This window comes from Amphritea japonica ATCC BAA-1530 (assembly GCF_016592435.1).
Classification (GTDB): Bacteria; Pseudomonadota; Gammaproteobacteria; order Pseudomonadales; family Balneatricaceae; genus Amphritea; species Amphritea japonica.
The window spans coordinates 129436-149968 of sequence record NZ_AP014545.1 but is presented as its reverse complement, the minus strand read 5'-3'; the positions used below and the strand labels follow the sequence as shown (position 1 = coordinate 149968).

Sequence of the window (20533 nt, the reverse complement as noted above, 5' to 3'; positions counted from 1 at the left end):
TTTTCATCAAATAAATAAAATCTTAGCTGTGACTGGCCATAAATTCCTGCACACGGGTAGATTTCGGGTTATTAAACACTTGTTCCGGAGGGCCAATCTCTTCGACCTGCCCCTCATGAAGAAAAACGACCTGACTGGAAACATCCCGGGCAAAACGCATCTCGTGGGTAACGATCAGCATAGTACGCCCCTCCTCAGCCAACTCTTTCATCACCGCCAATACTTCGTTCACCAATTCTGGATCGAGAGCCGACGTGGGCTCATCAAACAACAATACCTGCGGATCCATCGCCAGAGTCCGGGCTATCGCAACACGCTGCTTTTGACCACCGGAGAGGTTGTCCGGGTATGCATTACGCTTATCCGCCAAGCCAACCTTTGCCAACAGTTCCTCTGCCCGGGCAATCGCCTCGGCCTTCGGCTGTTTGAGCACCTGAACAGGCGCCTCAATAATATTCTCTAAAATAGTCTTATGTGGCCAGAGGTTGAAGCTTTGAAACACAAAACCAATACGGGAGCGCATCTGCTCCAGTTGCTTACGATTGGCGGCGATCAGATTGCCATCTTTACCAGGCTTTAGCGCCAACGGCTCATCGCCAACGATGATTTCACCTTTGCTTGGGTTTTCCAGCAGATTGATACAACGCAGAAGCGTACTTTTACCCGAGCCACTGGAGCCCAGTATTGAAATAACATCACCGTCGTTAGCGGTTAGAGATACGCCCTTGAGCACTTCAAGGTCGCCGTAGGACTTGTAGATATCGTTCAGCACCAGGGCTGTCTTGGCATTCGCCATGTTAAGGCTTCCGTCTCGTTCTTATTATGCCGTGGATAACAGCGACCAAACTGAAGGATAGTACTCTTTCCTCCAAAAATGAGGAGGCAAACATAAACAGGCAGGATCCGCTGCCCTGTTACTTATATTTCCTATCGGAAACTCAGAGTACAAAAATGCAATTTCCCATAAAAAGGGGTTTGAGGCAAACTAAAATTGACCGAATGTTCAAAAGGAAAACGACCAGGGCAGCGAACCCTGATCAAAAAAAGCCCCGAAGGGCTATGTTTTAATTACCCAGAATTACCCTGCTTATCAGCTGGCAAACTCTTTTAGTAAGGTATCCTGAGCACTGATAAGTTCTTCATCTTCGCCCGGCTTATTCAGTGTGTAACTGCCATCAGAATGCAGTTCCCAGCTTCGACTGTTATCAGCCAGATAAAGATCCAGATCACGCTTAACCCGGTCTGCCAGTTTTCCGGACAATGGAAAGCCCGTCTCTACCCGGTTAAGCATATTACGTTCCATCCAGTCAGCGCTGGCGCACAACACATCCGGCTTACCTTTATTGCCAAAGTAATAAACCCGGGTATGCTCCAGAAAACGACCAATAATTGAACGTACTGAAATATTCTCAGAAATACCCTCAATACCGGGACGTAAACGGCACATTCCCCGCACGATCAGCTCGATCTTCACCCCTTTTTGGGAAGCCTGATAGAGCGCTCGAATTAATTGGGGCTCGGTCAGACCATTGATTTTGACAATGATATGACCCTGTTCACCATGTTTGCCTTCCCGTTCGATCATTTCAATCATACGAGAATGAAGCGTAAACGGTGCATTGTGTAGCTTCTTAAGCCGTAGAATCTTACCCATGCCAGTAAGCTGCTGAAAAATCTTGTGTACATCTTCGCCCACATCGGCATCGCTGGTCATATAGCTGTAGTCGGTATACAGCCGCGCAGTACCGGAGTGATAATTGCCAGTGCCCAGGTGCGCATAGCGAACCAGCTTACCCTCTTCACGCCGTACAACCAGCATCATTTTCGCATGGGTTTTGAAGTCAACTACACCATAAACAACCAACGCTCCCGCTTCCTGCAAACGGCCAGCCAATTGCAGGTTTGATTCCTCATCGAATCGCGCCCGTAGTTCAATAACAACCGTTACTTCTTTTCCGCTTCGGGCCGCATCCACCAGCGCATCAACGATATCTGAGTTCACCCCAGTGCGATAAAGAGTCTGTTTAATAGCCAGTACTTTAGGGTCCTTAGCAGCCTGACGCAGCAGATCGACGACCGGAGAAAAGGACTGAAAAGGATGGTGCAGCAGCTGATCTTTCTGACGCAACACATCAAAAATATTCTTCTGCTTATATTTACCCGACATCCCCGGTGTAAACGGTTTCCAGCACAGTTTTTTACCGTCAACCAGATCCCGGAGCGCCATCATTCGGGTCAGGTTAACCGGCCCATCAACCCGGTAAGTATGGGCCTCATCAAGACTGAACTCACGCCACAAGAAGCGAATCAAATCTTCCGGAGTGCGCTGATCTATTTCCAGCCGCACCGCATCACCATACTTCCGTGAATGCAACTCACCCCGCAGCGTACGCGCGAGATCTTCCACCTCTTCAGAATCAAAAGTCAGGTCGGCATTTCGGGTGATACGGAACTGATAACAGCCTTCCACTTTCATACCGGGGAACAATTCATCGGCAAACTCATGGATAATAGATGACAGGAAGATCAGGTTATCACCGCCATCGCACAGGTTATCAGGCAAGCGGATCAACCGTGGCAGCGAGCGCGGCGCAGGAATAATGGCCATCCCACTTTCCCGGCCAAAAGCATCCTTACCATCCAGTTCAACAATAAAGTTCAGGCTCTTGTTGATCAGACGGGGGAAAGGGTGAGAGGGGTCGAGTCCGATTGGGCTGACCACCGGCTGCACCTTTTCCTCAAAGAAGATGCGAATCCACTCTATCTGTTCATCGGTCCAGTCCCGGCGACGCTGAAAATGAATATTCTCTTTTTCCAATTCCGGGAAGATAGTCTCGTTCAGAATTTTGTACTGCCGCTCGACCTGCGCACTACAAATTTCACCTACCCGATTCATTACGGCCTGCGGATGGAGAGCATCCGGACCAACCGATTCACGGCTATACTTCAGCTGTCCCATCAATTCCGCAACACGAATTTCGAAGAATTCATCCAGGTTGCTGGAAAAGATCAGCAGAAACATCAAACGTTCCATCAGCGGATGGGTTTCATCCAGCGCCTGCTCCAATACCCGAATATTAAACTGCAGATGGCTCAGTTCGCGGTTGATATACAGTTCAGGCGCTTTCAGGTTGAGTGGTAACTCTTGTACCGGCTCGGTTACGGCGATCGCTTCCCGACTTTCCACCAGTGCAATTGACGCTTCGTTTTGCTCAGCCGTCGGTTCAGCAGTTTGGCTAACCGCTGACTCAACCTTCGTTTCAACTACCGGCTCAACAACCTGTTTTACTGCCTGTTCCTTGATCTGCTCAGTCATAACCGCAATCCTTTAACCCTCACTTAATTATTCTTTCCCTGGAGCTACACAAGCCTATTCATTCAATAGCTGTGCAGCGCGTTTGGCAAAATAGGTCAGAATCCCATCGCAACCTGCCCGCTTAATACAGACCAAAGATTCCATCATGACACTACGTTCATCCAGCCAGCCATTCTGAAACGCCGCCATATGCATCGCGTATTCACCGCTGACCTGATACACGAAAGTTGGTGCTTTCAGCTCCTGCTTTACCCGGCGCACAATATCCAGATAAGGCATCCCGGGTTTAACCATGACCATATCGGCACCTTCAGCCAGATCCAGCGCAACCTCATGCAAAGCTTCATCGCTATTGGCGGGGTCCATCTGATAATTAAACTTATTACCTTTACCCAGATTTCCAGCAGACCCTACCGCATCCCGAAAAGGTCCGTAGTAAGCGCTCGCATACTTAGCAGCATATGCCATAATGCGGGTATTAACGTGGTCATTAAGCTCCAACCCTTCGCGAATGGCACCGATCCGACCATCCATCATGTCACTCGGCGCAACGATGTCAGCGCCAGATTCAGCATGGGACAACGCCTGACGCACCAGCGTTTCAACCGTGCGGTCATTCAGAACATAACCATTGGTATCGATAATGCCATCCTGCCCGTGGGTGGTGAACGGGTCCAAAGCGACATCGGTCATCACGCCCAGCTCTGGACAGGCATTCTTTAGTGCTCTGATCGCACGCTGAGCAAGACCGTCAATATTGTAGGCCTCTTCTGCCAATTCAGTTTTTACGTTTAGCGGGGTAACCGGGAACAGCGCTACCGCGGGCACTCCCAGTGAAACAAGCTCCCGGGCTTCCTTGACCAGCAGGTCAATACTCAAGCGCTCAACACCCGGCATCGAAGGCACAGCTTCACGCTGATTTTCGCCTTCGATAACAAACACCGGATAGATAAGATCATCAGGGGTCAGAACAGTTTCCCGCATCAGGCGGCGGGAAAAATCATCGGCCCGCATACGACGCATGCGGGTTTCAGGGAAAAAACGCTGACTATTAGTAAATGACACAGAAATCTTCCTCCAGAAGCGGATATTTAACCGGAAAACAGTTACAACATTATGACAGAAGCCACTTAGTGACGCTTATAAATAAAGCATTATACTTGGGATTATGGGGGATAAATCCTGAGTCCGCAGTAGCGATTCACCGGCCGCTGCTTATCAGCACTCCCCACGGCGATTAACCGCCAGACTAACAGGAGCATTAATGATGAAAAAAGTCGCTGTAATTCTATCGGGTTGTGGGGTTTATGATGGTGCTGAAATCTATGAGTCAGTCCTGACCTTATTAGCGCTTGAACAGGAAGGGGCCTCCTATCAATGTATGGCACCTGACATCGAGCAGATGCATGTAATCAACCATCTCAGTGGTGAAGAGATGCCTGCTCAAAAGCGTAATGTATTGATAGAGGCTGCGCGTCTCGCCCGGGGTGATATTATCAACCTCGCTCAGGCTGATCCGGAAGAATATGACGCACTGATTATTCCCGGCGGCTTTGGTGCAGCCAAGAACCTGAGTAACTTTGCCGTAGCAGGAGCCGAAGCCATAGTTAATCCCGACCTTATCCGCTTTGCTCAGGCCATCCATCAAGCTGGTAAACCCGTCGGCCTGATCTGTATCGCTCCGGCAATGACCCCTTTGCTATTTGGCGAGGGAGCTCTGTGCACTATTGGCGATGATGCCAGCACAGCGGCTGCAATTGAAGCGATGGGCGGCCGTCACCAGGACTGCGACAGTAGCAGTATCGTCATTGATGAACAGCGCCGCATAGTCACCACACCGGCCTATATGTTGGCAGGCAATATCAGTGAAGCGGCCAGCGGAATAAATAAACTTGTCAGTAAGGTGCTGCAACTTTCCTGATCGCTGGTATTATTAGGCACGATAATTTATGCCATATGATAGTGAGTAGTTCTATGCCATCAATGAAATTCACCTGCTACCTTTGCCTATCCGCGGCATCCGGGGAACATTGATGGCCGGCTCACTATCTCTGCGCATCAGCCTGATCATCACACTATTGTCCGCCAGTGTGACGGCAATCATGCTCGCAATTGCACTTTATCTACTCAGCGACCTTTATAATCTATCACTCACAACACCAGATAAAACGCTTAATGACACATCAACTACTGTCGGCATTTTAACTGCAGCCTTTATACTATTGTTGCTCCCCACGTTCTTCCTCTCCCGGTTTCTGACCCAACAACTATTAAAGCCTCTGCACCAGTTAACGGCCAAAACGCGGCATTATAGTTTGGAAGGTAAGCCTGTCAGCTTTGAACTGGAGACCGACGACGAGTTCAGCGAACTGGGTAAAGCATTACAGGATATGCAGGAACACCTCAGTGAGAGCCATCAACAGATGGAACTGATGGCCTATCGAGACCCCTTAACCGGTTTACCGAATCGTAGTGGGCTTTATCAAGAGCTGCGAAAGCTAATCCTTTGGGCCCGCAAACATGAAAGCAGAATAGCCCTGCTCTATATCGATCTGGATCATTTCAAGCAGGTAAATGATTCATTAGGCCACGAACAAGGCGACCAGATCCTCAAAGAGATAACTCAGCGCCTGTTACTACAGGTCAACCAACAGATCAGTCACCGTGAGCTCCCTTTTCCGGAAGATCTGTTGCTCTCCCGTCCGGGGGGCGATGAGTTTGCCATCATGCTGCCAGAAATCCAGCGCGTGGAAGAAACAGAGCAACTGAGCCAGCGAATTATTGACGCGTTACAACAACCTTTCAGCATCGATGACAAACACTTTTCGTTGTCATGCAGCATCGGCATCACCCTTTATCCGGACGATGCCAACAGCGCGGAACGAATGCTCAAGCATGCCGATATCGCCATGTATGAAGCTAAGCGCGCCGGACGTAACCGGGCGAGTTATTTTCTCCCGGCAATGCATCGCCAGGTAGAAGAACGCGTTGCGATTCAACAGGGAATCAGCATCGCTATCGCTGAAAATCAGTTACATATTGAATATCAGCCGATCGTAAACCTTAACAATAAAAAGATCATCGGCGCTGAAGCACTGTTACGCTGGCACCACCCCAAACGAGGCCGTTTAGGGCCTGAAACATTTATCCCCATCATTGAAGAATCCGATCAGATAGGCCCCTTAACTGTTTGGATCATTGAAACCGTATCGGCAGAACTTAAAACCTTGCCGGATCTGGGTGATACATCAAAGCTATCAATCAATATTTCGTCCGCCATTCTGAACAAGCCGGAATTAACCGCACTGGTCGATGAAGCATTGAAAAAGGTAGACGCACCCAATCAACGCATCTGCCTTGAAATAACCGAAACCAGCTTGATGGAAGATATCGACAATACACTGCCACTGCTAAACCAATGGAAAGATGCGGGATACAGTATCTGGATGGATGACTTTGGTACCGGCTACTCTTCCCTTAGTTACCTGGCCAGATTACCCATAGACGGTGTAAAGATTGATCGTAGCTTTATTCGCGATCTGGACAACTCCAAACCGGTCATCGAAACGATTCTGGCTCTGGCCAAAACAATGAACCTGCTCACCGTTTCAGAGGGGATCGAAGAAACCTACCAGCAGCAGGAGCTAACCAATCTGGGCTGTGGCTTTGGCCAGGGTTATCTCTACTCAGAACCACTGCGTATAGAAGCACTCCAGGAACGGTTGGAGCAACAGGCTAAGCGAGAAGCTCATCAACTACTGCAGTTCAAACTGCCTAAAGACAGGCTCTGATTATTTCCACAAGCAACTCCCCCCTTGTCAGGCGCGGGCATGCAGGCTGTACCATCAAATCACTACGCACTTTCCGTTCGCCAAAGAATTAACAAGCCTCAATTAAAGCCAATTTTGCGCGTTACCGACTCACTCATCAATCCAGGCTACCTCCTCTGATCAGCCTTTGGGCAATTCTTGACCTGTATCAATTTAGAGACTCTTTCTGAAATGAAGGCGTGATTACTGCCGCGACAGGTCTATATTGTGCAGTCTGATTAGTGGTCAATATCGGATGAAAAGGATGAAATACGTAACCGCTATGTATATCTCATTAAGTGAATCATTAGGTATCTATACGCTTGATCAGCTATACGAGCTGCTGACCAACAAACAGCACAGTATGCCGATCTCGCGCCATCGCGCGTCCATTATGCAGAGCCGGATTTTCTTCTTCTGTGCAATTTTTGCTGTATTAGTACCGGTTTGGTCACTGATTGATCTTTTATTTCTACCGGGCGAGCTATGGCGCGAGTTACTCTTAATCCGGGTAATCTCAGCGACAGCATTTGCACTTTTAGCCTGGCAAGCGCGCAAAGAACCCGACCTCAAACGCGCCCGGCTTTTATTAGCCGGAATGCTCGCCGTCACGCCGCTCTTCTACTTAATATCCGATCATTGGCTACAAGCCTATGAACTCACCGGTACGGAACAGGTTGTTGCTGAGCTTTACGCATTACTCCCCTTTGTCATGATTGCAGGTCTGACGCTTTTTCCCCTAACGCTGCGGGAGCTTCTCTCATTCGCCGCACCGATGCTTGCTGTCGTGGTGTTGTCGTCAATACCGCAAACCCATAACGAAATCCCTCAGGCCGTCTCGACTATCTGGTTGTTTACCCTGATTCTCGGTGTGGCGATGTTCGCCTCACTGAACCAGTTACGCTATATGCTCTCGCAGGTGAATCGCGCCAGCTATGACGTCCTTACCGGCCTGCTAACACGCAGAGCAGGAATCGAGATGCTTGATCTGCAATATCGCCTGACAACCATGAGTGAAACCCACCTATCAATCCTCTATCTCGATCTGGACCATTTTAAATCCGTCAACGATATCTACGGCCATGACGCCGGAGACGTCGTACTAAAAGCTGCTGCGCAGCAGCTTTGTGCGACAGTACGTAAAGGCGACAGCGTCATCCGCTGGGGTGGCGAAGAATTCATCGTAATTCTCCCCACCGCAACCCCCGACGAAGCTAACGACGTCATTTCCAGAATAATGTCTGCGGGTTTGGGCTTACGACCCGACGGAAAGCAAGTCACCGCCAGCATCGGCATTGCTGAAATTCAGGCGGACGACGCCCATGACTGGAAAACTCTGGTCGAACTCGCCGACCACCGGATGTATACAGCAAAAATTCAGGGACGGGCACGTAGCATGGGCATTAACGATTCCCAATTACTGTGGCCTGATTTTCCTGCAGCAGGAATTGAGAAAAATTATACAATGGACCCTGCTCCACTAGGTGCCGAGAGCTAAACCCCACAGGGAAACAGAACAGCTCTGGATGACCGGAGCATTTTTGTGACAACGGTTGAGAAAAATGATCAGAAACGAGCCTTTAAAAGCCTTCGACTAAGCACAATTCAGCATACAGTGCGCTTTAAATTCTCAGCACGAACGTCCTTTACAGGTCGATAGGAATCGCCGTTTCATTTTTAATTTCACGCAGAGCAAAGTTAGACCTCACCTGACTCACCCCTGGCAGGTTGAAGATCTTTTCATTCAAAAAGCTGTCATAAGCGGCCATATTCTGAACAATCACCCTCAATACATAATCGGCATCGCCGGTTACCGCAAAGCACTGTAAGACTTCCGGGTAGCCCTGTACGGCTTGTTGAAACTCAATGGCATCATCCTGCTGATGCCGAATCAGAGTCACCATCACCAATACACACAGGTCATAACCCAGCGCTTCTGGGCTAACCAACGCCGTATGCTTTTTCAATATCCCTTTTTCATCCAGGACTTTCACCCGGCGCCAACAGGCCGCAGAGGAAAGACCCACTTGATCTGCCAGTTGCTGGTTAGAGATACGGCCATCATCCTGCAAAATAGCCAGAATATGGCGATCATAACGATCTAGCTTTTCAGTCATAATTTCACACAACCACACCAAAACAAAAGATTATTCATTTAAACAACAATAAATCTAAAGATTCTTTCTTATCTAGACAAAATACATAGACATTTCGAAAGCACCTTTCGCAAAAAAAATCATACACTTTTTGTCATCAGATGGGGGAATTGATTTAGATCAATAAAACCTCCCCCCTCGTATAACAATAAAAGCGATTACTGAGGTGTATGGCATGAACCATTACGACGAGAGCCTGGATCAGGGCAATAATGACCTGGCCGCTATCGATACGTCCCTTCCCGACGCTGCCACGACGCAAAAGTTAGACAGCTATGCCCTCAATGACCGCTATCTGCGAAAGACCGGGCGGGTCTTTCTGACCGGAACCCAGGCATTGGTTCGTCTGCCAATGATGCAACGAGAGCTGGACCGACAAAACAACCTCAATACCGCTGGATTTATCAGTGGCTACCGAGGCTCGCCACTGGGCGGCTATGACCAGGCGTTATGGCAGGCGAAAAAGCTCCTGCAGGCGCAGGACATCGACTTTATCCCTGCTGTTAATGAAGAACTGGGCGCAACGCTGGTACTGGGAAGCCAACAGGTAGAAACCGCAGAAGATAAAAACGTCGATGGTGTCTTTGCCATCTGGTACGGCAAAGGCCCGGGTGTAGATCGCGCAGCTGACGCACTTAAGCACGGTAACGCCTTTGGTAGTTCGCCTCACGGCGGCGTTCTGGTCGTCGCTGGTGATGATCACGGCTGTGTTTCCTCGAGTATGCCACATCAGTCTGATGTGGCATTCATGTCGTTCTTTATGCCGACGATCAATCCGGCCAACATTTCAGAGTATTTCGAATTCGGCCTGTGGGGCATCGCGTTATCACGCTTCAGTGGCACCTGGGTCGGATTCAAGGCGATTTCAGAAACAGTCGAAAGCGCCGCCTCGGTCGACATTGCTGAGTTACCGCAATTTACTACCCCCCAGGATTACACTGCACCCGAAGATGGGCTGCACTATCGCTGGCCGGATCTGCCCGGACCGCAAATGGAGACCCGGATAGAAGAAAAGCTTGAAGCAGTAGCGGCCTTTGCCCGCACTAACCCACTGGACCGATGCCTGTATAACCTCAAACAAGCACGCATGGGTATCATCACCACCGGTAAAGCACATTTGGATCTGATGGCCGCGCTAAAGATGCTGGGGCTGGATGAAGAGAAACTTCGAACTCTTGGCATTGATATTTATAAGGTAGGCCTGGTCTGGCCGCTGGAAAAACAGGGGGCTATGAACTTCATCCGCGGTAAAGAGGAAGTTCTGGTCATTGAAGAAAAACGCGGAATTATCGAAAGTCAGATCAAAGAACACCTATCGGCTCCCGATGAGACCATTCAAGTCCGGATAGTGGGTAAGCATGACGAACAGGGGAGCCCACTAGTCCCCTATGTAGGTGAACTTAGCCCGAATATGTTGGCGAAAGTGGTTGCTGACCGAATTACCCAATTACTCGGTGAAAATTTCCGGGAGCAGCTGGCAGATATCGGGGTCCGTGGCAGTGATGTATGTGACCCACAAGGGGTGCGCCGATTACCCTATTTCTGCTCCGGCTGCCCACACAACACCTCCACTAAAGTGCCTGATGGCAGTAAGGCTCAAGCAGGTATCGGCTGCCATGTTATGGCTACCTGGATGGGACGGCATACCGAATCCCTGACTCAGATGGGTGGAGAAGGCGTTAACTGGATATCGAAATCGCGCTATCTGAAAAATAAACATATCTTCCAAAACCTGGGAGAGGGAACCTACTTCCATTCAGGCACACTGGCAATCCGTCAGTCCGTCGCTGCCAACACCAACATTACTTACAAGATTCTATTTAATGACGCAGTCGCAATGACCGGCGGTCAACCGGTTGATGGCGTCATTACCGTACCGGCAATTGCCAATCAGGTGCATGCTGAAGGTGTAAAGCGTATCGCAATCCTCAGTGATGAACCGGAGAAATACAGCGACAAGAGCATCTTTCCCTCTGCGGCAACCTTCCACGACCGTCTGGAGCTGGATGTTGTACAGCGAGAATTCCGTGAAATAGCGGGGGTAACGGTACTGATCTTCGATCAGACCTGTGCCGCCGAAAAACGGCGCCGACGTAAACGTGGGCAGTTCCCTGACCCGCAGAAACGAGCCTTTATCAACCACAATGTCTGTGAAGGCTGTGGCGATTGTTCAACACAGTCTAACTGCCTTTCCGTGATCCCCCGCGAGACGGAACAGGGGCGTAAGCGCCGTATAGATCAGTCCTCCTGTAATAAGGATTTCTCCTGTGTTGAGGGTTTCTGTCCGAGCTTTGTCACCATTGAAGGTGGTGCATTACGTAAAGGAGCTGGCGTCGCTACAGGAGAAGCCTTCCATCAGAAAATCTCCAGTCTGCCTCAGCCGCAGCAAACGCCCCTGACTGGTTGCTACAACCTGCTGGTTGGCGGCGTCGGTGGTACCGGCATCGTAACCGTTGGCGCACTGATCACTATGGCCGCACACCTGGAATCCAAAGGAGCCACCGTGCTGGATTTTATGGGCTTTGCACAGAAAGGAGGAACCGTGCTGAGTTATGTTCGTCTGGCACCTGAACCAGACGCGATCCATCAGGTTCGGATTGAAACCGGCCAGGCAGATGCGATGATTGCCTGTGACATGGTGGTGGCGACGACCGATAAGGCACTCACCGTATTACGTAAGGATCATAGCCGTGCCGTACTCAATCTGGCCGAAATAGCCACTGCAGACAACGTGCTCTATCGGGATGCAGATATGGAATCCACCCGTCGGACACGTATCCTCAACGAGGCCCTTGGCGATGATCGTCTCGCGTCGATAGATGCCAACCGCCTCGCGGAAGCTCTGCTGGGCGATACCGTTTTCTCCAATGTCATGATGCTGGGCTTCGCCTGGCAACAGGGTCTGGTGCCGGTTTCACTAACCGCTCTGCTAAAAGCCATAGAGATGAACGGCGTAGCGATTGAGAAAAACCAGACTGCGTTTAACTGGGGCCGCCTCGCGGCGGTTGATCCTGCCTTTGTAGAACAGGCCGCCGGTGGGCACACTCCGCCACCAGCATTAACGTTGCAGCAAAAAGTGGAACGTAATACAGAGTTTCTCAGCCGCTACCAGAATACCGCTTATGCCGGACGCTATCAGTCACTGGTTAAACAGATTACTGATGCGGAGCAGTCTCTGTCAGTTAACAGCACTGAACTGTCCGAGCAGGTTGCAACACAGCTGTTCCGCCTGATGGCGTACAAAGATGAATATGAAGTAGCCCGTCTTTATACCGACACAGGTTTCCTGCAGGAAGTCGCCCAAACGTTCACCGGGGATTACCGTATTAAATTTAATATGGCACCACCATTGCTGGCACGTAAGCGTGATAGCCAGGGGCGTCCAAAGAAAATGCAGTTTGGTCCCTGGATATTGAAAGGACTGGGTATGCTGGCGCAGATGCGTCGTCTGCGGGGCACCCCTCTGGATCTGTTCGGCTACCACCCTGAGCGTAAACTTGAACGACAGTTGCGCGATGAATATATCACCCTGATCAACGAACTGAGTCGGTCTCTTACGCCGGATAATCTCTCGACGGCAATTGAACTGGCCGCAGTACCTGCGGAGATCCGCGGCTTCGGACAAGTCAAAGAGCTGGCGATCAAAGAAGCACAAGCGCGGTCTCAGTCTCTGTCTCAACAACTCAATCAGGACAGCGTTTAAGCGCTATCGGGAACAGGTCAGGAGATCGCTATGTTTGAACACTTACAACCGCTGCCACAGGACCCGATTCTGTCCTTACTCGGGGAATACAGAGTCGATACCCATCCACATAAACTCGATCTCGGCATCGGTGTTTATAAAGATGAGCAGGGTAATACCCCGATCATAGGAGCCGTTAAAGAGGCCGAGAGTCGCTTACTGACGTCCGAGCAAAGTAAAAGCTACACCGCACCGGCTGGTACCGCTGAGTATAATCACTTAGCGAGCGCTCTGGTGTTTGGCACAGAGCACCCTGCGCTCAAAGATCAGCGTATCATCTCAGCACAAACCCCGGGGGGCTGCGGAGCGCTGCGAATGGGTGCCGAATTCCTCCGCGGCTGCAGCCAGAAGAGCCGCGTCTGGGTGAGTCTGCCAACCTGGGCCAATCATGCCCCTCTGCTGACGGGTGCAGGCCTGGAGATCGCAGAGTATCCCTATTATGACTACGCAACCAAAGGCATTCAGTTTGAAGCAATGCTGCAGACCCTGGAGCAGGCTCACGCAGGGGACTTTGTCCTGCTGCATGGTTGTTGCCACAACCCCAGCGGAGCTGATCTGAATCCGGCACAGTGGCAGGCGGTGGCAGATCTGATGGCGCGTAAGGGGCTGATCCCTTTCGTCGATATGGCTTATCAGGGGCTGGGCAACGGTCTCGAACAGGATGCCTTCGGGGTACGCCTGTTGGCGGAACATTTTCCGGAGATGCTGGTAGCCACATCCTGCTCAAAAAACTTCGGTCTCTACCGTGAGCGCACCGGCACCCTGTTTATTATTGCCGCTAACCCTGCGCAAGCGGAAACCGCAGGCAGTCAGCTGTTCAGCAAAATCCGTAGTCACTACTCTATGCCACCAGCTCATGGCGCGGCTATCGTGGAAACTATTCTTGCAGATACTGGCCTGACGCTGTCCTGGAAATGCGAACTGGCATCTATGCGTGAGCGGATTCAGGGGCTGCGCCAACAGTTGGTTTCCGCGATCACAGCGTCCGATATTGAGGGTGATTTCACCTTTATCCAGCACCAGTTTGGCATGTTTTCCTTCCTTGGTATCAGCCCGCAACAGGTCGAGCAGCTACGCCAGGACTACAGCATCTACATGATCAACTCCAGCCGTATGAATATTGCCGGGCTGAACCAAAGCAGCATGGATTATTTTGTATCGGCCCTGGCTAAGGTGTTAAGCGCCCGCTAGCTCCGCCCCCGTATCAGCAACCGAAAGGGTTACGAAATTTTACACACCGTTTAAAAAAACAAAGCCCGATAACAGGTCTGTTACCGGGCTTTTATACGAGAAGCTGCCAACAAGTTCCTGACATCCACAGATAACAGGCTGAAATATTCGCACCAGCCTTAGTCGTTATCCACTAATATCAGAGACGAACTTCGATGCCCCGCTCTTTCATGTACTGCTTCGCTTCAGGAATACTGTATTCATTAAAGTGGAAGATCGATGCAGCCAACACGGCATCCGCCTTACCCTCAATACAACCCTCAACCAGATGATCCAGATTACCCACACCACCGGATGCGATAATAGGCACATTAACCGCGTCACTGATCGCCCGGGTAACCCCTATGTCATATCCATTTTTAACGCCGTCCTGATCCATTGAGGTCAGCAAAATCTCTCCGGCGCCCAGCTCAACCATCTTCTTAGCCCACTCAACGGCATCGATACCCGTTGGCTTTCGGCCACCGTGAGTAAAGATCTCCCACTTATCGACCTCGCCCTCTGCAGAGACTTTCTTAGCATCGATCGCGACCACGATACACTGGGAGCCAAACTTATCTGCCGCTTCACGGACAAAATCTGGATTAAAGACCGCAGCACTGTTGATGGACACTTTATCTGCACCGGCATTCAACATAGTACGAATATCATCCACCGTACGGATGCCACCACCCACTGTCAGCGGAATAAACACCTGCGATGCCATTCGCTCGACAGTGTGAACCATGGTATCCCGGCCTTCATGGGTCGCGGTGATATCAAGGAAGGTAATCTCATCAGCGCCCTGTTCATCGTAACGTTTAGCCACTTCTACCGGGTCCCCGGCATCACGAATATCAAGAAACTGAACCCCTTTAACAACGCGGCCGTTTTCTACATCCAGACAGGGGATAATGCGTTTTGCCAGAGCCATGGTATTACCTATAAAACTGATATGAATATTATAACGTGGGTTGAGCTTAAATGAGCCGGCAGATCAGACCTTGCCATCCCAGTTAAGGAAGTTCTTTAACAACTGCAACCCAACAGTATGGCTTTTCTCCGGGTGGAACTGAGTCGCAAAAACATTATCTCTCGCGATAGCCACATCGAAATCAACACCGTAATGACAGTTACCGGACACCAAAGATTTATCCACAGCATCCACATAGTAGCTGTGCACGAAATAGAAACGGCTGCCGTCTTCAATACCTTCCCATAGCGGGTGATCAAAGGTTTGATGCACTTCATTCCAGCCCATGTGCGGCACTTTCAAGCGCTCGCCATCGGCTTCTTTCAGCTCGTCACCAAAGTAACGTACCCTGCCATCAAAATGCCCCAGGCAATCAACACCGGCATTCTCTTCAGACAGTTGCATCAACGCCTGATAGCCGACACAGATCCCCAGAAAAGGTTTGCCAGAAGCGATCGCTTCAGCAACCTCTTTATCAACACCCAGACGACGAATCTCTGCCATACAATCCCGAATAGCCCCAACGCCGGGCAGTAAAACCCGGTCAGCATTACGAACTTTCTCAGGATCATTGGTCACCAACACTTCAACGCCGGGCATAACATGCTCCAGCGCCTTAGCAACCGAGTGCAGATTCCCCATACCGTAATCGATGACTGCAACACTACTCATTTACAGCGATCCCTTTGTCGACGGCATCTGATCAGCAGCCCGCTGATCTATCGTCAAGGCGCCGCGTACCGCACGACCAAAGGCTTTAAAGATCGTTTCCGCCTGGTGGTGAGCATTGAAACCTTTCAGGTTATCGATGTGCAGCGTCACGCCGGCATGATTCACAAAGCCCTGGAAAAACTCCCAGAACAGTTGCGTATCAAAGCGACCGATACTGGCGCGGGTGAACTCAACATTCATATCCAGCCCCGGACGACCGGAAAAGTCGATCACAACCCGCGACAAAGCCTCATCCAGCGGACAATAAGCATGCCCGTATCGAAGAATGCCTTTCTTATCACCCACTGCCTGAGCAAACGCCTGGCCCAGAGTAATACCGATATCTTCAACGGTGTGGTGATCATCAATGTGATTGTCACCCTTGGCAACGATATCCAGATCAATCAAGCCGTGGCGGGCGATCTGATCCAGCATGTGCTCAAGAAAAGGAACGCCGGTATCGGCATTCAGCTTACCGCTGCCATCCAAATTCACAGACACAGTGATTTTGGTTTCCAGGGTATTACGGGTGACGGTGGCTTTCCGTTCAGCCATGCTCTTCTCCGCGATGGTTATATTAGTCAAACAAAGCAGGCATTATACATTCAATACAGCCCTAAGGCATGCTCTGAAACTCATCCCAACTTACTGATTTCATTTGCGGTTAATCTTTGGTCTGTAAAATCGTTCTGCTACTATGCTGTTAATACTCGTTTTTACTAACGCGGTGTTACCGAGAGATATGTTTTACCGGCTAATCTGCCTGATAGACGGATGGTCCAAGGAGAAGTGATGAAAACGCTGTTAAAAATTTTTGGTGGTATTGTTGCCCTGCTACTCATCGTCGTTGTTGCAGGCGGGGTCTTGCTGGGTATGTTCTTCGATCCGAATGAGTTTAAGCCGGAGATCAAAAAACTAGCGCTTGAGAAAGGCGGCGTACAACTGGAGATCAATGGCGATCTGGGCTGGTCTGTCTTCCCTTGGCTGGGTATAGAAATTAACCAGATTAAAGTGAATTATCCCGGCCAGCCACAACTGGCGGAGCTGAACCAGGCACAAGTTTCCGTAGAGCTACCGGCCCTGCTATCCGGCAACGTCAAGATGAGCAGCATTCTTTTAGATGGTCTGACCCTGAATCTGGAAAAAAACCAGGACGGCAGCACCAACTGGGCAGTCTCTGGTGCGGGTAAAGCAGCCTCTGGCAATATCGAACAGAGCACTCCCGGTACTGCTGAGGCCAGCGGTGGCGCGGCTATCGCACTGGACATCGAAAGCATCGCCATCACCAACGGTAATATCAGTTACAGCGATGCAGGGCTCGGCAGCAAAGTTCTGCTGAAAAACTTCACTATGACCTCCGGTAAAGTCACTACCGGTCAGTTATTCCCGGCAGAGCTTAGCTTCCAGGCAGAACAATATCTGGCCGAACAGCTTCAGCTGACCGTCGACGCAGCCCTTTCTGCAGAGTTCCTCCTCGATCTGGAGAATCAGCAGTATCAGATTAAAGGCCTGGAAAGCACCCTTGGCCTGACCGGCGTCGCGTTCAACGGAAAAACCGTTAGTGTAAAACTAAATACCGACATTGAAAGCGATCTGAATACTGAAACCGCCAGCCTGAAAGGGATGAGCCTAACGGCAGCCAACCTGTCCGCCAGCGGCGATGTCCAGGTTAAGAGCTTCAGCAAACCGGTCATTACCGGCAACCTGAAAGTCAGCCAGTTCAGCCTGCAGGAGCTACTGGTAGCACTGGGACAGCCAGCAATTGAAACGACCGATACCGGTGTCCTGAAAGCGATCAGCTTCGATGCAGAGCTTGGCGGAGCCCCTAACACGCTCGGCCTGAACAAGATGAATCTGACACTGGATGACACACAGTTCAACGGCAACTTCGCCATGAATATGGCAAACGGTTCTATCGCCTTCAATTTACAAGGCGATAAACTGAACGCCGACCGTTACCTGCCTCCCTCTAAGGAACAACCAGCACAAACCGCTTCTTCCGGTGATACCTCTGCCAAATCCACCGGCTATTCTAAAGAGCCCGTGATACCTGTAGAACTCCTTAAAGGGCTGGAAATAGATGTTGATCTGGGGCTGACAACGCTGTTGATTAACGGCCTTACCCTGAGCAATCTTGAGCTGGAAACCAGCGCCCACGGCGGGTTGGTCAACATCAGCAAGATCAATGCTGACATGTACAGCGGTACACTTCGCAACTCGGTTGTAGTCGATGTCCGAAAATCACCGACAAAACTGACGGTGAAGAAAAACATCACGGGCATTCAGATCGGTGATCTGCTGCAGGACATGGCCGACGTTGACCGCCTGACCGGCACCTTCAACACTCAATCGAACATCACCGCGCGGGGCGAGTCAGTACACGCGATCATAAACAGCCTTAACGGTAACGCTAAAGTCACTATGCCGAACGGCGAGATCAAAGGGATCGATATCGCCCAGACTATCTGTCAGGGCTTTAACAACGTTGCAGCACTTGGCTCGACTGCTGATCAGGTTGATCGTTCGACCCCGTTCGCCGACCTGAGCAGTAACTTTAAGTTCACCAACGGCGTAGTCAGTAACCAGGATCTGATTACCAAACTGGACGCTATCAGCCTGCGGGGCAAGGGCAAAGTCAGTCTGCCGGCGCAAAACCTGGATTACCGCCTTGGCCTGACCATCGAAGAAAACCTGTTTAAACAGACCTGTGCCGTCAATAACAACCTGGAAGGGGTTGAATGGCCGGTTAACTGCAAAGGCAGTTTCGATACTGAACCGGCTAAACTCTGTCGTCCCGACGCCAGCGTGCTGAAAGAACTAATCAAACAAAAAGCCAAGAAAAAAGTTGAAGCCGAACTCATGAAACAGCTGGGTGGTGGACAAGACGGCGAAGAAAGTGGCGCAAAAAAACTACTCAAAGGTCTGTTCGGTAACTAATGAACTCTTCCCTATGAACCCAGGGCAATTTGCCAATGCCGTACTGGTCTGGTTTGATCAGTGCGGCCGTCACGACCTGCCCTGGCAGGAAAACAAAACGGCCTACTTCACCTGGCTCTCTGAGATCATGCTACAGCAGACTCAGGTTGCTACGGTGATCCCCTATTTTGAACGATTCCGGGAGCAGTTCCCCACCGTTGAAAAGCTGGCGGCGGCCGATCAGGACGAAGTCTTGCACCTCTGGACAGGGCTGGGCTACTACGCCCGCGCCCGCAATCTGCATAAAACCGCCAGGATCATCAGCCAGGACTTTGCCGGCCAGTTCCCAGAAACAGTTGAAGAACTAGAGCAACTACCCGGAATCGGACGCTCCACAGCCGGAGCGATACTATCGATTTCCACCGGTAAACGGGCAGCAATTCTCGATGGTAATGTTAAGCGGGTCCTGGCCCGCTACTATGCAATCGATGGCTGGCCCGGCACCACTGAGAATATTAAACAACTCTGGCTTTACGCCGAACAAAACACTCCCTCGAAACGGGTGGCTGATTACACCCAGGCGATGATGGACATGGGAGCGACACTCTGTACCCGCAGCAAACCTGCCTGTCTGCTCTGCCCCCTGCAGAAAGGCTGTCAGGCTCATATGCAGGGTCGCGCCAATGAACTTCCCGTGTCTAAACCGAAGAAAGTCATACCGGTTAAACAGACACTCATGCTGCTCATTCGGGATGAGCAGGGACAAGTGTTGTTGCGCCAACGCCCCCCTACAGGAATCTGGGGCGGGCTGTGGAGTCTGCCAGAAACCTCTGATCTGCGCGATGCAGCACAGGAAACAGGTCTGCCAGTCGACCCTGACAGCGCCACAGCGCTAGAACCGGTCAGACACACCTTCAGCCATTTCCATCTGGACATCACCCCGGTACAGGTCTCCCTGTTAGATAAAGAACAGAATAAAGACCTTACAAATCATGTCATGGAACAGCCAGCCACTCTCTGGTATAACTTGCACCAACCTCAGAAGGTCGGCCTGGCCGCCCCCGTGAAAAAATTACTGGGTAAACTTAAGAGCTAAGCTTCTAAATTCAGAAAGCAGCATTGAGTAACGCCCTGAACAATGTTGGAGAAAAAGATGACTCGCACCGTAATGTGTCGCAAGTACAAAGAGGAACTGGAAGGACTCGCACATCCGCCTTACCCAGGCGAAAAAGGCCAGCAGGTATTCGATACCATTTCGAAAAAAGCCTGGACCGAATGGACCAACCACCAAACGATGCTGATCAACGAGAAACACCTGAGCATGATGGACCCATCAACCCGTGAATTCCTGCAGCAAGAGATGCAAAAGTTCATGGATGGCGAAGACTACGAGAAAGCCGAAGGCTATGTTCCGCCGTCAAAATAAGCGATTAAACCCCTGTCGGTGAAATAAAATCGATTAAATTCAGTATGCTTGTTGACACCGAAGCCTGAAATCAGTTTAATACGCACCTCCTGTTTGCCCGGATAGCTCAGTCGGTAGAGCAGAGGATTGAAAATCCTCGTGTCGGTGGTTCGATTCCGCCTCCGGGCACCACTTACAGGACTCAATTAAGCCTCGCTTCATAGTGGGGCTTTTTTGTGTCTGAAATATCGCAGGGCGAAACACGAACCGTATTCGATTATTCGTCGCTTCGCTCC

15 protein-coding genes and 1 tRNA gene are annotated in these 20533 nt (G+C 50.6%); 9 read left to right on the top strand and 7 right to left on the bottom strand.

The window, feature by feature from the left end; translation table 11 throughout:
- Positions 1-22: 22 nt before the first annotated feature.
- The 3 genes from AMJAP_RS00680 to hemB all read right to left on the bottom strand — a co-directional run bounded on the left by AMJAP_RS00680 (position 23) and on the right by hemB (position 4381).
- Positions 23-796, bottom strand: coding sequence for an ABC transporter ATP-binding protein (locus tag AMJAP_RS00680; RefSeq protein ID WP_019621104.1), 774 nt, complete (start codon positions 794-796; stop codon positions 23-25).
- Between the two features lie 294 nt (positions 797-1090).
- Positions 1091-3316, bottom strand: coding sequence for a polyphosphate kinase 1 (gene ppk1, locus AMJAP_RS00675; RefSeq protein WP_019621106.1), 2226 nt, complete (start codon positions 3314-3316; stop codon positions 1091-1093).
- A gap of 54 nt (positions 3317-3370) precedes the next feature.
- Entirely contained in the window at positions 3371-4381 is a 1011-nt protein-coding gene (gene hemB / locus AMJAP_RS00670) for a porphobilinogen synthase (RefSeq protein ID WP_019621107.1), read from the bottom strand.
- Positions 4382-4580: 199 nt separating this feature from the next.
- On the opposite strand from hemB, the gene elbB reads away from it, so the two are divergent.
- The 3 genes from elbB (at position 4581) to AMJAP_RS00655 (ending at position 8623) form a co-directional block, all read left to right on the top strand.
- On the top strand, positions 4581-5237 hold the full coding sequence (gene elbB / locus AMJAP_RS00665) for an isoprenoid biosynthesis glyoxalase ElbB (protein ID WP_019621108.1): 657 nt from the start codon (positions 4581-4583) through the stop codon (positions 5235-5237).
- Between the two features lie 112 nt (positions 5238-5349).
- Entirely contained in the window at positions 5350-7107 is a 1758-nt protein-coding gene (locus tag AMJAP_RS00660) for a putative bifunctional diguanylate cyclase/phosphodiesterase (protein ID WP_019621109.1), read from the top strand.
- A gap of 283 nt (positions 7108-7390) precedes the next feature.
- Positions 7391-8623 (top strand): GGDEF domain-containing protein, encoded by a 1233-nt coding sequence (locus AMJAP_RS00655; protein WP_169336943.1) that lies wholly within the window; start codon positions 7391-7393, stop codon positions 8621-8623.
- 148 nt (positions 8624-8771) lie between these two features.
- On the opposite strand, the gene AMJAP_RS00650 is transcribed toward AMJAP_RS00655, so the two are convergent.
- Positions 8772-9242: an Lrp/AsnC family transcriptional regulator gene (locus AMJAP_RS00650; protein WP_019621111.1), complete on the bottom strand. Its 471-nt coding sequence runs from the start codon at positions 9240-9242 to the stop codon at positions 8772-8774.
- A gap of 214 nt (positions 9243-9456) precedes the next feature.
- Between AMJAP_RS00650 and AMJAP_RS00645 the strand changes: the two genes are divergently transcribed.
- Positions 9457-12984, top strand: a complete 3528-nt coding sequence (locus AMJAP_RS00645) for an indolepyruvate ferredoxin oxidoreductase family protein (RefSeq protein WP_019621112.1) — start codon at positions 9457-9459, stop codon at positions 12982-12984.
- A 30-nt stretch (positions 12985-13014) separates the two neighbouring features.
- Positions 13015-14214: an amino acid aminotransferase gene (locus AMJAP_RS00640; protein WP_019621113.1), complete on the top strand. Its 1200-nt coding sequence runs from the start codon at positions 13015-13017 to the stop codon at positions 14212-14214.
- A gap of 178 nt (positions 14215-14392) precedes the next feature.
- Here the strand turns inward: AMJAP_RS00640 and hisF are convergent, their stop codons facing one another.
- The 3 genes from hisF to hisB all read right to left on the bottom strand — a co-directional run bounded on the left by hisF (position 14393) and on the right by hisB (position 16471).
- Complete coding sequence (gene hisF, locus AMJAP_RS00635) at positions 14393-15166, bottom strand: imidazole glycerol phosphate synthase subunit HisF (RefSeq protein ID WP_019621114.1); 774 nt, start codon at positions 15164-15166, stop codon at positions 14393-14395.
- A 63-nt stretch (positions 15167-15229) separates the two neighbouring features.
- Positions 15230-15877, bottom strand: a complete 648-nt coding sequence (gene hisH, locus AMJAP_RS00630; protein ID WP_019621115.1) for an imidazole glycerol phosphate synthase subunit HisH — start codon at positions 15875-15877, stop codon at positions 15230-15232.
- The gene (hisB, locus tag AMJAP_RS00625; RefSeq protein ID WP_019621116.1) at positions 15878-16471 is read right to left on the bottom strand and encodes an imidazoleglycerol-phosphate dehydratase HisB; all 594 of its coding nucleotides are present in this window, start codon (positions 16469-16471) and stop codon (positions 15878-15880) included.
- 237 nt (positions 16472-16708) lie between these two features.
- Between hisB and AMJAP_RS00620 the strand changes: the two genes are divergently transcribed.
- From AMJAP_RS00620 to AMJAP_RS00605, 4 genes are all read left to right on the top strand, one after another.
- On the top strand, positions 16709-18853 hold the full coding sequence (locus AMJAP_RS00620; protein ID WP_019621117.1) for an AsmA family protein: 2145 nt from the start codon (positions 16709-16711) through the stop codon (positions 18851-18853).
- 13 nt (positions 18854-18866) lie between these two features.
- Positions 18867-19928, top strand: a complete 1062-nt coding sequence (gene mutY / locus AMJAP_RS00615) for an A/G-specific adenine glycosylase (RefSeq protein ID WP_019621118.1) — start codon at positions 18867-18869, stop codon at positions 19926-19928.
- 57 nt (positions 19929-19985) lie between these two features.
- Positions 19986-20258: an oxidative damage protection protein gene (locus AMJAP_RS00610; RefSeq protein WP_026340040.1), complete on the top strand. Its 273-nt coding sequence runs from the start codon at positions 19986-19988 to the stop codon at positions 20256-20258.
- 95 nt (positions 20259-20353) lie between these two features.
- Positions 20354-20429 (top strand) — tRNA-Phe (locus AMJAP_RS00605).
- The last annotated feature ends 104 nt before the right edge of the window (positions 20430-20533 follow it).